Source organism: Shewanella psychromarinicola, from assembly GCF_003855155.1.
Classification (GTDB): Bacteria; Pseudomonadota; Gammaproteobacteria; order Enterobacterales; family Shewanellaceae; genus Shewanella; species Shewanella psychromarinicola.
Map to the genome: position 1 here is coordinate 4949633 of NZ_CP034073.1, position 14703 is coordinate 4964335.

Annotated in this window: 13 protein-coding genes, 2 tRNA genes and 1 pseudogene; 1 reads left to right on the plus strand and 15 read right to left on the minus strand. The window is 42.2% G+C overall.

Annotated elements, in window-relative coordinates:
- Positions 1-7: 7 nt before the first annotated feature.
- From infB to rlmE, 11 genes are all read right to left on the minus strand, one after another.
- The gene (gene infB, locus EGC80_RS21495; protein ID WP_124012076.1) at positions 8-2653 is read right to left on the minus strand and encodes a translation initiation factor IF-2; all 2646 of its coding nucleotides are present in this window, start codon (positions 2651-2653) and stop codon (positions 8-10) included.
- Between the two features lie 25 nt (positions 2654-2678).
- Positions 2679-4178, minus strand: coding sequence for a transcription termination factor NusA (gene nusA / locus EGC80_RS21500; protein ID WP_101032516.1), 1500 nt, complete (start codon positions 4176-4178; stop codon positions 2679-2681).
- A 31-nt stretch (positions 4179-4209) separates the two neighbouring features.
- On the minus strand, positions 4210-4665 hold the full coding sequence (gene rimP / locus EGC80_RS21505; RefSeq protein WP_124012077.1) for a ribosome maturation factor RimP: 456 nt from the start codon (positions 4663-4665) through the stop codon (positions 4210-4212).
- Between the two features lie 170 nt (positions 4666-4835).
- A tRNA-Met gene (locus EGC80_RS21510) sits at positions 4836-4911 on the minus strand.
- Between the two features lie 81 nt (positions 4912-4992).
- Positions 4993-5079, minus strand: a tRNA-Leu gene (locus EGC80_RS21515).
- A gap of 13 nt (positions 5080-5092) precedes the next feature.
- A complete protein-coding gene (gene secG, locus EGC80_RS21520) occupies positions 5093-5428 on the minus strand; it encodes a preprotein translocase subunit SecG (protein WP_101032518.1) in 336 nt (111 codons plus the stop codon).
- 4 nt (positions 5429-5432) lie between these two features.
- A complete protein-coding gene (tpiA, locus tag EGC80_RS21525; RefSeq protein ID WP_101032519.1) occupies positions 5433-6215 on the minus strand; it encodes a triose-phosphate isomerase in 783 nt (260 codons plus the stop codon).
- Between the two features lie 138 nt (positions 6216-6353).
- Positions 6354-7691 (minus strand): phosphoglucosamine mutase, encoded by a 1338-nt coding sequence (gene glmM / locus EGC80_RS21530; protein ID WP_124012078.1) that lies wholly within the window; start codon positions 7689-7691, stop codon positions 6354-6356.
- Between the two features lie 249 nt (positions 7692-7940).
- The gene (folP, locus tag EGC80_RS21535; RefSeq protein ID WP_283107413.1) at positions 7941-8720 is read right to left on the minus strand and encodes a dihydropteroate synthase; all 780 of its coding nucleotides are present in this window, start codon (positions 8718-8720) and stop codon (positions 7941-7943) included.
- Positions 8721-8843: 123 nt separating this feature from the next.
- The gene (ftsH, locus tag EGC80_RS21540; RefSeq protein WP_101032522.1) at positions 8844-10814 is read right to left on the minus strand and encodes an ATP-dependent zinc metalloprotease FtsH; all 1971 of its coding nucleotides are present in this window, start codon (positions 10812-10814) and stop codon (positions 8844-8846) included.
- 45 nt (positions 10815-10859) lie between these two features.
- Positions 10860-11489, minus strand: a complete 630-nt coding sequence (gene rlmE, locus EGC80_RS21545; protein ID WP_101032523.1) for a 23S rRNA (uridine(2552)-2'-O)-methyltransferase RlmE — start codon at positions 11487-11489, stop codon at positions 10860-10862.
- Positions 11490-11579: 90 nt separating this feature from the next.
- Between rlmE and yhbY the strand changes: the two genes are divergently transcribed.
- A complete protein-coding gene (gene yhbY / locus EGC80_RS21550) occupies positions 11580-11879 on the plus strand; it encodes a ribosome assembly RNA-binding protein YhbY (protein WP_101032524.1) in 300 nt (99 codons plus the stop codon).
- A gap of 94 nt (positions 11880-11973) precedes the next feature.
- Here yhbY and secF read toward each other — a convergent pair.
- The 4 genes and pseudogenes from secF to greA all read right to left on the minus strand — a co-directional run.
- Positions 11974-12477: pseudogene (gene secF / locus EGC80_RS23075) on the minus strand (protein translocase subunit SecF); the annotation flags it as partial.
- Positions 12478-12700: 223 nt separating this feature from the next.
- Positions 12701-12778: a hypothetical protein gene (locus EGC80_RS22935; protein WP_325049181.1), complete on the minus strand. Its 78-nt coding sequence runs from the start codon at positions 12776-12778 to the stop codon at positions 12701-12703.
- 561 nt (positions 12779-13339) lie between these two features.
- Complete coding sequence (locus EGC80_RS21560) at positions 13340-13618, minus strand: hypothetical protein (RefSeq protein ID WP_124012080.1); 279 nt, start codon at positions 13616-13618, stop codon at positions 13340-13342.
- A gap of 441 nt (positions 13619-14059) precedes the next feature.
- A complete protein-coding gene (gene greA / locus EGC80_RS21565) occupies positions 14060-14536 on the minus strand; it encodes a transcription elongation factor GreA (RefSeq protein WP_101032525.1) in 477 nt (158 codons plus the stop codon).
- Positions 14537-14703 lie beyond the last annotated feature (167 nt).

Consider the following 14703-nt stretch of genomic DNA (forward strand, 5'->3'; position numbering starts at 1 on the left):
TTGGTTCTTATAAGGTGCGAGCAATTTCGACTGTTTCAAAAACTTCAATTTGATCGCCCACTCGGACGTCGTTGTAGTTCTTGACACCGATACCACATTCCATGCCATTACGGACGTCTGGAGTATCGTCTTTAAAGCGGCGTAATGATTCAAGTTCACCTTCGAAGATAACCACGTTTTCACGTAATACACGAATTGGTGCGCTACGTTTAACGATACCTTCAGTAACCATACAACCAGCGATAGCGCCAATTTTAGGAGACTTAAAGACTTCACGAACTTGAGCAAGGCCGATAATTTCTTGTCTGAACTCAGGTATTAACATACCTGTCATTGCAGCTCGAACTTCATCAATTAAGTTGTAGATGATGCTGTAATAACGTAAATCAACACTTTCTGATTCAATGGTCTTACGAGCCTGTGCATCTGCACGTACGTTGAAACCAACAAGAATCGCATTTGAAGCGGCTGCTAATGTTGCGTCGGTTTCAGTTAATGCACCGACACCTCGAGCAATAATGTTCACTTTAACTTCATCAGTAGACAGTTTAGCTAAAGATTCACAAATAGCTTCAAGAGAACCTTGAACATCCGCTTTAAGTACGATATTCAGTTCTTGTACTTCGCCTTCTTCCATGTTGGCAAACATGTTTTCTAGCTTAGACTTCTGCTGACGCGCTAACTTAATGTCACGGAATTTACCTTGACGATACAACGAAACTTCGCGAGCTTTACGTTCATCACGTACTACTGTCGCTTCATCACCCGCTGACGGCACACCAGAAAGACCTAAGATCTCTACTGGAATAGAGGGACCCGCTTCAGTGATAGCATGACCGTTTTCGTCTTTCATCGCACGGATTTTACCGTACTCTAAACCACATAAAACGATATCACCTTGGCGCAACGTACCTTCTTGAACCAAGATAGTGGCTACTGGGCCACGACCTTTATCAAGTTGCGATTCGATAACCACACCCGCCGCCATTCCATCACGGACCGATTTAAGTTCTAATACTTCAGATTGAAGTAAAATACCTTCTAACAATTCGTCAACGCCCATACCAGTTTTAGCTGATACATGAACGAACATGTTATCTCCGCCCCAATCGTCTGACATGATGCCATGTTGAGACAATTCACTCTTAACACGATCAGGATCAGCATCTGGCTTATCCATTTTGTTAACAGCAACGATTAACGGTACATTACCCGCTTTAGCATGTTGAATCGCTTCAATCGTTTGTGGCATTACGCCATCATCGGCAGCAACAACCAAAATAACAATATCGGTCGCCTTAGCACCACGAGCACGCATTGACGTAAACGCCGCGTGACCAGGAGTATCAAGGAAGGTGATCATGCCGTTTTCAGTTTCAACGTGGTATGCACCAATATGCTGGGTAATACCACCGGCTTCGCCAGCCGCCACTTTCGCACGACGGATATAATCCAGTAACGACGTTTTACCGTGGTCAACGTGACCCATGATAGTAACAACTGGCGCACGTGATTCTAGCTGGATATTGTCATCGCGATCTTGCATAACTTGATGTTCAAGTTCATTTTCACGAATAAGAACCACTTTATGACCTAATTCTTCTGCAATCATTTGGGCAGTTTCTTGGTCAAGTACTTGGTTAATCGTTACCATTGTACCCATTTTCATCATTTGCTTGATGATCACTGTGGCTTTAATTGCCATTAAGTGAGCTAATTCGGATACGGTTACGGTTTCACCAATACGCACGTCACGACTTACAGCTGCAGCGGGTTTATTAAAACCGTGTGCCATAGATTCTGGTGCAGTACTGCGATTACGCATGTGTTTTTCGCGTCCGCCACGCGCATCTTTTCCGCCACGTTTTTTATTGGCGCTTTTATTGCGAGCACGACGACCACGTTTTTCATCATCAGCATCTGAACTGTCTTCTGCTGCACGAGCAACTTGAGATGTTGTGATGTGATGATCACCGTTCTTTTCAGCATCTAAACGTTGACGTTCTTCTTCAGCCCAACGCTTTGAATTTACTTCAGCAAGTTGACGTGCTGTTTCAGCAGCTTTCGCGGCTTCATCTTTTTGCTTTTGAGTAAGCACAGCGTCTTGAGTCGCTTTTAAACGATCCGCTTCAACTTTTGCTGCTGCAGTTTCTGGGTCAGCAACTTTAGTTACTTTAGGTTCAGATTTTACTTTTTCTGATTTCAATTTGGCTTCTGCTTCCGCTTTTTTCTTCGCTTCTGCATTAGCTTTCGCTTCTGCCGCTACTTTTGCTTCAGCTTCGGCTTTTGCTTGGGCTTCAGCTTCTGCTTTGGCTTTTGCTTGAGCTTCTAATTCAGCTTGTTTTGCTAATTCTGCATCTTCACGTTTAACAAAAGTACGTTTCTTGCGCACTTCTACTTTCACGTCTTTTGACTGACCGCCAGTGCTTGCAACACTTAAGGTAGACAATGTTTTACGCTGCAATGTCATTTTAGTCGGAACTGAATCTGCACCATGCTGTTTTTTTAGATAATCAAGAAGCTTCTGCTTCTCGTTTTCTGAAACAGTATCGAGTTGTTTTTTACTTATACCAGCTTGTGAGAATTGCTCGATTAATCGATCGACCGATTTTCCCACTTCCACTGCTAATTTTTCTACGCTTGTATCTGCCATCAATTAAATCCCCCTGTTGATCGACTTATGCTTCTTCGCCAAACCAACAGATATTGCGGGCAGCCATGATGAGCTCACCTGCTTTTTCTTCTGTTAATTCTTCAATATCAATTAAATCGTCAATACCTTGCTCGGCCAAGTTTTCTAAAGTCACTACACCTTTGCTCGCAAGAACGTAAGCTAAATGTCTTTCTAATCCTTCCAATGCTAGTAAGTCATCACTTGGCTCTGCACCATCTAACGCTTCTTCAGACGCTAATGCTCTTGTCGAGATTGCCGCCTTTGCACGTTCACGTAATGCTTCAACGATTCCTTCGTCGAAACCTTCTATTGCTAATAGTTCAGATTCTGGAACATAAGCAACTTCTTCTAACGAAGTGAATCCCTCATCAGCCAAAACGGCTGCAAAATCTTTATCTACATCCAGATAATCCACAAACAAGTCAATCACTTTCGCACTTTCGGCTTGGTGTTTTTTGTTCAGGTCTTCAACGGTCATTACGTTTAGTTCCCAACCAGTAAGTTGAGTCGCTAAACGTACGTTTTGACCATTACGGCCAATAGCCTGTGCCAAACTGTCAGCTTCTACAGCGATATCCATCGAATGGTTATCTTCATCCACAATGATAGATGCTACATCAGCTGGCGCCATGGCATTGATCACATATTGTGCCGGATTATCATCCCACATCACAATATCCACTCGCTCGCCGCCTAATTCGTTTGATACGGCTTGCACACGTGCACCACGCATACCAACACAAGCACCTATAGGGTCAATGCGACGGTCATTTGATTTAACCGCGATTTTAGCACGAGCACCTGGATCACGAGCAGCACCCATGACTTCGATCAACTCGTCATAAATCTCTGGCACTTCAACCCGAAATAGCTCAATTAACATTTCAGGCTTACTGCGAGTTAAAAACAACTGCGCGCCACGAGCCTCTGGACGTACTGAGTACAATAATGCACGTACACGGTCACCAGGACGGAAAGATTCACGGCTGATTAAATCTTCTTTAAATAACACACCATCGGCATTGTTACCTAAATCGACAACCACACTTTCTCGTGTACTTTTCTTCACCACGCCGGTAACAATTTCACCTTCACGCTCAATAAATTGTTCAACAATTTGTGCACGTTCAGCTTCACGTACTTTTTGCACGATAACTTGTTTAGCGGTTTGAGTGGCGATGCGGTCAAATGCAACTGAGTCAATTTGATCTTCGATAAACTCACCCACTTGAATCTCTGGTTCTTCATAACGAGCGGCTTCAAACGTAATTTCGCTGTATGGATTTTCCAGAACTTGACCTTGATCATCAACAACCAACCAACGACGGAAGGTGTCGTAATGGCCTGTTTTACGATCAATGGCTACACGAACTTCAATATCGCCTTCGTATTTTTTCTTTGTTGCGGTAGCCAGTGCAATTTCTAGCGCTTCGAAAATTTTCTCGCGCGGAAGGCCTTTCTCATTGGAAACCGCTTCTGCGACTAGCAGGATCTCTTTATTCATTTGGTCTTGCCTCGTTCTTCACCTGAAACTATCAAAACTTAGCGATAATGCTGCCTTTACGGATATTATCCAAAGCAACAATCAAGTCTTTACCATCAACGGTGATGGTGAGCATTTGCCCATCAACGCTATTGATGACGCCTTTTAAATTACGACTACCGGCAACAGGCATAGTCAATTGTACTTTTGCATCTTCACCTACATAGGCCACATATTGCTCAGCGGTAAATAAGGGTCTATCTACGCCAGGTGAAGAGACTTCTAATGTATATTCTGTAGAAATAGGGTCTTCAACATCCATAACTGCGCTAACTTGACGACTGGCTTCTGCACAATCTTCAATATTGATGCCATTCTCGTGCTCAATAAAAACACGTAATATTGAATGACGACCAGCTTGAATATACTCAATGCCCCATAGTTTAAAGCCTAACGCTTCAACAGGTACTGTTAACATTTCAACTAGCTTGGATTCTATTGTTGCCAAAAATGACCCCCAAAAAAACAGAAAAAGGGCTAGTAGCCCCCATTGCAATCCGTATAAAACACGGACATTTAAAAGTCTATATAACAAAAAACCCCGTAATCACGAGGTCATTTTATTATAAAACCTGTAAATTGTAATTTATCTTCTCTAGAAGTTAAATCACAAGGAGCTGGTTGCGGGGGCCGGATTTGAACCGACGACCTTCGGGTTATGAGCCCGACGAGCTACCAACTGCTCCACCCCGCGTCAACTCATGCAAGTATATTGATTTACTCTATATCTTGCAATAACTAATCAAACGCTATCCATGATTTGTTAGTTTAAATTTGGTGCCGAGAGCGGGACTTGAACCCGCACGTCCGTTAAGACACAGCCACCTCAAGGCTGCGCGTCTACCAATTCCACCACCTCGGCGACACCTGGTATACTAGTCAGGAATTTTCGTTTCTGACTGTTCGGTTTGCACAGGCGCATCATCAATGATTTGCTCTGCTGCTGGACCTAAATCTTGCCACTGATCATTTTCTTGAGTGTGATTAGCACTTAAATTACCAATCACTAAACTCAATGCAAAGAAACCAATGGCTAATACTGCAGTACTGCGGGTCAGGAAGTTACCTGAGCCACTTGAGCCAAATAATGTGCCTGAAGCACCGGCTCCGAAAGATGCACCCATATCGGCACCCTTTCCTTGTTGGATTAAAATTAAGCCGATAAGACCTAACGCTACCACCAAGTATACAACTATAAGAACTTCGTACATATAATTATGCGCTCATCGCTATGGTACATAAACTTAAAAACTCACTTGAGTTCAAACTTGCACCGCCAATCAGACCACCATCAACATCAGGCTGGGCAAATATATCTGCCGCATTGCTTGGGGTGACACTACCACCGTAAAGAATCCTGATATTCTCTCCTATAAAAGGAGACACTTCAGAGAGGCGACTGCGAATAAACGCATGTACTTCTTGTGCCTGCTCTGGTGTAGCGCTCTTACCTGTCCCTACTGCCCATAAAGGTTCGTAGGCGATAATTGCGTTATCAAAAGCCATGGTACCGTTTTTTTCAATTACTATATCAAGCTCTTCGGCAATCACCTCAAAGGTACGTCTTGCTTCACGAGCCGGTCCTGATTCACCTACACATAAAATCGGTGTCAGACCATTTTTTTGTGCTGCGGCAAATTTCTCTGCCACTATATTACTCGTCTCTCCGTACATACGGCGACGTTCGGAATGGCCGATAATGACATATCGACATCCAGAATCTTTTAGCATCTGCCCGGATATTTCGCCGGTGTAAGCACCAAAATCATGATGACTAAGATTTTGTGCGCCCATTCTAACAAGCGCTCCGTCTAAGGTTTGCTTATTGGCTTCAAGCAGCTGCCGAACACTTTCAAGATAAATTGAAGGCGGGCATAAAACCACTTCAGCTGAATCATTTTGGAGCTTGGTAGCAAACTTCTTAAATAGCTCTTGGGCCAAGGCCGAATTACCATTCATTTTCCAGTTACCAGCGACCATAGGACGTCTGAGTGCCATTCACTGTCTCCTCTGAAAGCGGCGTGAATAATAGCGAACCACTTATCAAGTTACAAGAGCTAAAAGGGGAATATTTCACATAAGCTGTCGAAGCGGCTACTTTTTGAGCGAGCAACAACAAATTGAATATTCAAATAATTAACATGCTGCCTTTACCGCGTCAGCAATACGGTTTGCATGTGCAAGCACTTGCGGATGGTCATCCCCCTCAACCATAACCCTGATTAACGGTTCTGTTCCCGACTTTCGCAATAATACTCGCCCACGAATACCTAATTGTTGCTCAACATCAGCTTGCGCTGATCTCACAGCATCAGTATCCAGCGGGTTTGAGTTTCCTTCAAAACGGACATTTACCAATACCTGCGGCAACATCTTTATTGATTCAGTCAATTGTTCAAGTGATGCTTTTTGACGTCGCATTGCAGCTAACACTAGAATACCTGCAACAATGCCATCACCGGTGGTGCCATGATCGAGATTAAGAATATGGCCAGAGTTTTCACCTCCGATACGCCACTGTTTCTCTTTGAGTATTTCCATGACATAGCGGTCACCGACCTTTGAGCGAACAAAAGGAATATCAAGCGCTTGTAATGCTAAATCTAACCCTAGGTTAGACATTAACGTGCCCACTACACCGCCTTTTAAAATACCACGTTTTTGAGCATCTACCGCTAAAATATATAAGATTTGATCACCATCAATCACGTCACCGCGGCTATTTACCATCATAATGCGATCGCCATCACCATCTAATGCGATACCTAAATCCGCTTTTTCGGCTAATACCGTTTCACAAATTTTAGCCATAGAGGTTGCGCCGACTTTGTCATTGATGTTTATGCCGTTTGGCTTATCGCCAATAGTAATCACATCAGCACCCAATTCACGAAATACATTAGGAGCTATGTGGTAGGTTGCACCATGTGCACAATCAACAACAATTTTCAAACCTTCAAGTGTTTGATCCGCTGGAAAATTCCCTTTGCAATATTCAATATAACGCCCTGCAGCATCTTCAACTCTTCGAGCCTTGCCTAATAAATGAGATTCAACACACACTAACGGCTTTTCAAGTTCAGCCTCTATTTCTAGCTCAATGGCATCATCTAGTTTACTGCCATTGTTTGAGAAAAACTTGATACCGTTATCATAATATGGATTATGTGACGCACTGATCACCACGCCAGCTTCCGCGCGAAATGTGCGAGTTAAATAAGCAACCGCGGGGGTAGGCATTGGACCAAGTAACAAAACGTTGAGTCCCGCAGCTGACAATCCAGCCTCTAAAGCCGATTCAAACAAGTAGCCGGAAATGCGGGTGTCTTTACCAATAATCACTTTTTGGGTGCCATTGCGAGACAATACCCGCCCTGCAGCCCAACCGAGCTTCAATGCCAGCTCAGGGGTCATTTTACCCGCCCCTACTCTGCCGCGAATACCATCGGTTCCAAAAAACTTTCTTTGCTTCACAGGTCCCCACTTAAGTGATTTGACTCTACTTAACCTTATCTCACGTTAAGAGATAGGGTAAGTAAGTTTCAATAAGACTATTCACCAATTTAATATCAAACTTGCCATTTTTTGCTCACAAGACACATTGACTTGCAATAGCTAGCCTATTGCCAGTCAATGCAACACAGATAGCAGAACAAACAGCGGTTTGATAACCATTGATTATCCCATTCTGTGGTTACTTATAACGTTATCATGCCGATGTCGCTATATATTGGCCATTGTTTCTGACATCACCTTAAGTACATCGGCAGTTTCTGGAACATCATGGACTCGTATAATATGCGCACCTTGTTGAGCAGCAATTAATGCCCCAGCAAGACTACCAGCAAGGCGTTGATCGATATCGCGCGCTAACAGGTCACCAATCATGCTTTTTCGCGACAGACCAACCAATAAAGGTAAGTGAAACTCATGTAATCTTGGTAATGTCGCTAATAGGCGGTAATTATGCGCTAAAGTTTTGCCAAAGCCAAAACCTGGATCGAGAATTAAGCGTTCTCGCTCAATTCCGGCGGCTTCGCAGTAAGCAATACGCAATTCGAAAAAAGCAACCACCTCATCAATCACATCCTGATACTCAGGTTCATCTTGCATGGTTTGCGGCTCGCCTTGCATGTGCATCAAGCAAATAGGCACATCTAACGTAGCGGCCATGGCTAATGCACCAGGCATTTGTAATGCGCGCACATCATTGATCATATTGGCACCGGCATCCACAGCCTGCTCCATCACTTCAGGTTTGCTAGTATCGATTGAAATCCATACATTGTGTGTTTTAGCCGTGTATTCGATGATAGGAATAACACGAGCGATCTCTTGCTCAAGAGTGACTTCAGCAGCACCAGGTCGAGTTGACTCTCCACCCACGTCAATAATTAATGCACCTTGTTCCACCATATCGTCGACATGGCGACAGGCTTGTTCAAATCCGATATATTCGCCGCCATCAGAAAAAGAATCAGGGGTCACGTTTACAATGCCCATCACTACAGGTGCTGATAAGTCGAGGGTTTTATTGGCATGAGTTAATTGAAACACAGGTATTGTCCTACATAAGGTTAAAAAAAAGAAAACCCCTTGCGGGGTTTTCTTTATTCACTAAATTATTTATTTAGCTGGTGATTCATCCGTTTCACTCGTGTCGGTTTTAGCGTCACTAGTATCGGCTTTAACCTCATCGACAGGTGTTTCAACTTCAGATTTAGGCGTGCTATTGCCATTATCTTTATCGTCAGATGATTCATCTTTTTGCCATTCAGCAGGCATACGCACTTCACGTCGCTTCATCAAATCATCAATTTGCAACGAATCAATCGTTTCATATTTCATCAGCGCATCTTTCATCGCATGTAAAATATCCAAATTGTCGTTTAGTAACGTTTGTGCCCGTTGATAGTTTTTATCAATAAACACTTTAGTTTCTGAATCAATTAGTGTCGCAGTCTCACCCGACATAGCCTTAGATTTACCCATACTGCGGCCTAAGAAAACTTCGTTTTCTTCTTCTGCATAGAGTAAAGGACCCAGTTTATCGGAGAAGCCCCATTGGGTAACCATGTTACGGGCAATCGACGTCGCGTATTTGATATCTTGCGACGCTCCAGTAGACACTTTTTCAGTGCCGTAAATAATCTCTTCAGCTAAACGTCCACCATAGGCAACTGAAATCTGTGATTCAAGTTTGCGACGGCTTTGGCTCACAGCATCGGCTTCCGGTAGGAAGAAAGTTACCCCTAATGCACGTCCACGCGGAATAATAGTCACTTTATGCACAGGATCATGCTCTGGTACTAAGCAGCCTACAATCGCATGTCCAGCTTCATGATAAGCAGTCATCTCTTTGTCCGCTTCAGACATCACCATAGAACGGCGCTCAGCACCCATCATGATTTTATCTTTAGCACGCTCGAACTCTTCCATACCAACAACACGACGATTACCACGAGCAGCAAACAACGCAGCTTCGTTAACAAGGTTGGCTAAGTCTGCACCAGAGAATCCTGGCGTACCACGAGCAATAACACTTGCTTTAACATCGTCTGACAAAGGCACTTTACGCATATGCACTTTAAGGATTTGTTCACGACCACGCACATCAGGCAAGCCGACAACCACTTGACGGTCAAATCGACCTGGGCGAAGCAATGCAGCATCAAGAACATCAGGGCGGTTAGTTGCCGCGATAACGATAACACCTTCATTACCTTCGAAACCATCCATCTCAACCAGCAGTTGGTTTAACGTCTGCTCACGCTCATCGTGACCACCACCAACACCAGCACCACGTTGGCGACCTACAGCATCGATTTCATCGATAAAAATGATACAAGGCGAAGATTTTTTAGCTTGTTCGAACATGTCACGCACACGGGATGCGCCAACACCAACAAACATTTCCACAAAATCAGAACCTGATATGGTAAAGAATGGCACCTTAGATTCACCGGCAATCGCCTTAGCTAGCAAGGTTTTACCCGTACCTGGTTGCCCTACCATCAACACGCCAGTAGGAATCCGACCGCCTAGCTTTTGGAACTTGGTTGGGTCACGTAAATAATCAACCAGTTCTTTTACTTCTTCTTTTGCTTCATCACAGCCAGCAACATCAGCAAAGGTGGTTTTAATTTGGTCTTCGCTCATCAGTTTGGCTTTACTTTTGCCAAACGACATTGCGCCTTTTCCACCACCGCCTTGCATTTGACGCATGAAGAATATCCAAACCCCAATCAACAGTAACATCGGGAACCATGAAATAAAGATTTGGGTTAAAAAACCTGACTCTTCAGCCTCTTGGCCTTTCATGGTGATACCTTTGCGATCAAGATCATTAATTAAATCTTGGTCAACAATAGGCATAATAGTGGTGAACTTTTCGCCGGTACGTTTAGTCCCTTCAATTGTTCGTTGGTCGCTTTTTATTTCGACCGTGTTAATTTGACCATTTCGAACATTGTCCAAAAAGGCGGAATAATCCATCTTCTGCGTATTCGAAGAAGAGGGGGAATAACCCTGAAACACTGACATCAGTACAACAGCGATGACAACCCAGAGAATTAAATTTTTTGCCATGTCACTCAATTTACTAGACCTCTTAACAGTCCTGCGATTATTAACGTTAGACTACTACAACTTGTAACCAGTCGCCACTAAGTAGACTTCTCGAGAGCGTGCTCTAGAGGAGTCTGGTTTACGGGTTTTTACTACTTTGAATGCCTGTTTAACTGTTTTTATGTAGTCGTCAAAGCCCTCCCCCTGAAAGACTTTAACAGCAAAACAGCCGTTGGGCGTCAACACTTGATGACACATATCTAACGCTAATTCAACTAAATACATACCTTTAGGTTGATCAACAGCATCCGAACCACTCATGTTCGGGGCCATATCTGATAGTACCACATCCACTTTATCTTGACCTACACGCTCAAGCAATGCTTCGAGTACTTTGTTTTCTCTAAAATCACCTTGAAGGAAATCAACACCAACAATCGGATCCATTGGTAAAATATCACAAGCAATGACTTTACCTTTGTCGCCAGCAAGTTTAACGGCCACTTGCGACCAGCCACCCGGTGCTGCACCTAAATCAACAACTGTCATCCCCTGTTTTATCAAGTGATCTTTTTGTTGGATCTCTTCTAACTTAAATGCTGCTCGTGAACGTAAACCGCGTTTCTGGGCTAATTTCACATAGTGATCATCAAAGTGTTCTTGCATCCAGCGACTTGAGCTCGCCGTACGTTTTTTTGTTGTCATTAAAATTCCGCAACGATTCAGAGTTACATAAGGTGTATATAAGGGTAGAATACCCGTTTTTCAACAGTAACTCAGCAAAAGTTGGTACAAATGAACTTAACAACCAAACAAAAACAGCATTTAAAAGGTCTGGCGCACAGTTTAAAACCAGTGGTGCTGCTTGGTGGCAATGGACTAACTGAAGGTGTTCTGGCTGAAATTGATAGCGCGCTTACACATCATGAATTGATTAAAGTAAAAGTAGCCTCTGCCGACAGAGAGCTCAAAAATGCCATCGTTGACGCCATTGTACGTGAAACCCAGTCTGCGAAAGTGCAACTTATCGGTCATGTCTTAGTCATTTTCCGTCAGTCTGCCGAAATGAAGATTGCTTTGCCTAAAGCCAAATAATCTCGCATTCTTTTATAAAAAGCCGCTGAATTCAGCGGCTTTTTTATTAGAGATGAATTATCATTAATCAAGGATGGTTGGGTAAAGGAACGACTTAATAATGTTGTGCCTTTAATCCTAAAAATTCAGGCAAGGTAGCATCAATTGAAAAAAATGACCAAGTACCTGTAACGATCCCAATAAATAATGCGATTAAATTCCCTCCAATAGTGCTCCACCCATTATCCGTAATCCATAATCCATAATCAATAATGCGTATACAGTTTATAATGTAGTCTCTGATGTCACCATTGAGCTCAAAAAAGTCGACTTAATAGCGCCATTATTAATGTCCGGCACATCCCACAAAGGCTTTGTAATAAGTTGTTTACCCATCTTATTTTCGATAATAGAGTCATTAAACGAGTAAGCTAAAATAGCCGCCAGTACGGTTAAATTTGATTCCATTTGGCTTACCGCAAAAAACCAACACAAACACCACATCATATACCAGAGCCAATAACGCACCAGAAGCTGTACGCCACTCAAAGCGAAAACTTGAATATTCCATAATACACGGCATAGCCATTAGACAACACAAGCCACCTTTGACGACCAATTATTGATCGACTTAAGACCCCCCCGTTGCTGCATAATACGTTAATACATTATTTAATACGGCTAATACCATTTTGAGATCAAAACGTTTATTTTTAATAAGAATATCGGCACCATTTATTGCCACAAACAAATTATCTTGTTGCTGTTCGATGCGTAACCTGTTGATCCCCGCTTAATATAGCAGATGATGGAATTGCTCTACTGTCAGTGATTGGGCCGGGTTAATTGTGAGTGTACCGCGACTCTTCACCATACCAAGACGCTAATGCACTCATAAACAAGATGATTAATATGCTAATTAATAACCAGTATTTCCACTGAGAATAATGATTTAATTAATGCGTTTTCGATTTGGATTTCATAATATTTGATCTCACTAAATCGAGGTGAGTTAAGCCTGGATAAAAAATGTATAGCCAGTAATGAGCGGTTTTAACCAACTCATCTATCTACAGTAAAGCTCATTAGTAAAGCTAATGACGTTTTCAATCAATGCAGAAAATCGTTAGCTGATGTGAGCGTGAACGAAAAGTAAATTAGATCTTTCTAGGCGGAAAGTCTTGAAGGGGCGACGTCGTTGACAAAATCCAGTCCAATTGTGGATTGACGTTAATTGGATACCCTATGGTTAAACTCGCTATTGGCGGCGAAAAAACTCATAGCCCAATACATCATTAGGACTTGTTTCATTTAATTGACGTTGAGCAATACTGATATAACGTGCCGAATAAGTGGCCACATAATAAATATCATTTGGATTAGATTGCTCAAAAATAGAGCCTGTTGATAATAGTTCCTAACTAGCTCAATAATGCACTGTTAACCTCTATGAGTGTGTCACTTAAGGCTGTTGGTTTATGTCAACGCACATCACTATCAATTGAACTATCAATTGAACTATCAATTGAACCATCGACTAACTGAACTGAAGACAGCATTATATCAAGAGAGGTTAAACTTATTGGCTGTTGACAAATACGATCATCTGTCACCGTATCCACATCATATGGGTAAGAGTATCCAGGAGACGTAGCAAATGGCACCGACGCTAACACCAACACGTGGCTATTGATGAGAAAGATTGAACACAACCCCACAATTACCAGCATGAGTAGTATACGAGCCCATGGAAACGTCATAATGACCTTATTTTATCAAACGACATAGTTGCTAGTATTTGAAATCAAAATGTCGAAATATAATTTAAATAGAAGATAGAAGATAGAACATAATTTCAAAGCAATGTTTCAACGGGATCTGTCAACGGAATGTTTCAAAAAATGTTGTATTTTGCCCGACAAAATGTAACAGCAATGTAAATCCAGGCGATAATATCTGTTGCACCTTTAATGTGCAAATGAATTTTTTTACATTTATTTTGGTCTATATGGAATGCACTCTGTTTGTAATAGATATAAAAAAGCACTAAATAGTATTCTATTTAGTGCTAGGTCAGGCTAGTGATCATTTATATCGATAATGGATTTAGCATAAAATAAAATAAATACTTAACCGGCTTTTTTAATTTAACAATTAAAACATATTGTTAGAAAATATTTACCCTAGCTGACTCACATCGCTTAAATATATTTAACCGCAACGATCTCATAATCAGTCAAGCCACCGGGTGTGGTAATCGATACTTCATCGCCTTCACTTTTACCAATTAATCCACGTGCAATCGGTGAATTAACAGAAATTAAATTTTGTTTAATTTCTGCCTCGTCATCACCCACAATACGATAGGTCACTTCGGCATCCGTATCCAAGTTCAAAATAGTCACTGTAGTACCAAAAATGATCCGGCCGGTATTGTCTAATGTGGTGACATCAATAATTTGAGCATTAGATAATTTACCTTCAATGTCACGAATACGCGCTTCACAAATCCCCTGATCTTCACGGGCAGCATGGTATTCTGCATTTTCTTTTAAATCACCTAATTCACGCGCAGAAGCAATCGCTTCGGTAATTTTTGGACGGCGATCGAACTTTAATATTACCAGTTCTTTACGTAGTTGATCTGCGCCAATTACAGTCATTGGGACCTTACTCATAATGTCTTTGTCTCCTTTAAAAACAAAAGCATCCCGTGCTGACAAAATCAACACAGTCAAAATTCAGTTGGAAGTACGCATTCTAGTTAGCATGCGTCTCTTGGATGCATCTTTTAGATGATGGCAGACAGCTTACCTAAGCTTTTACCGACTTGCTAGTCATGCTT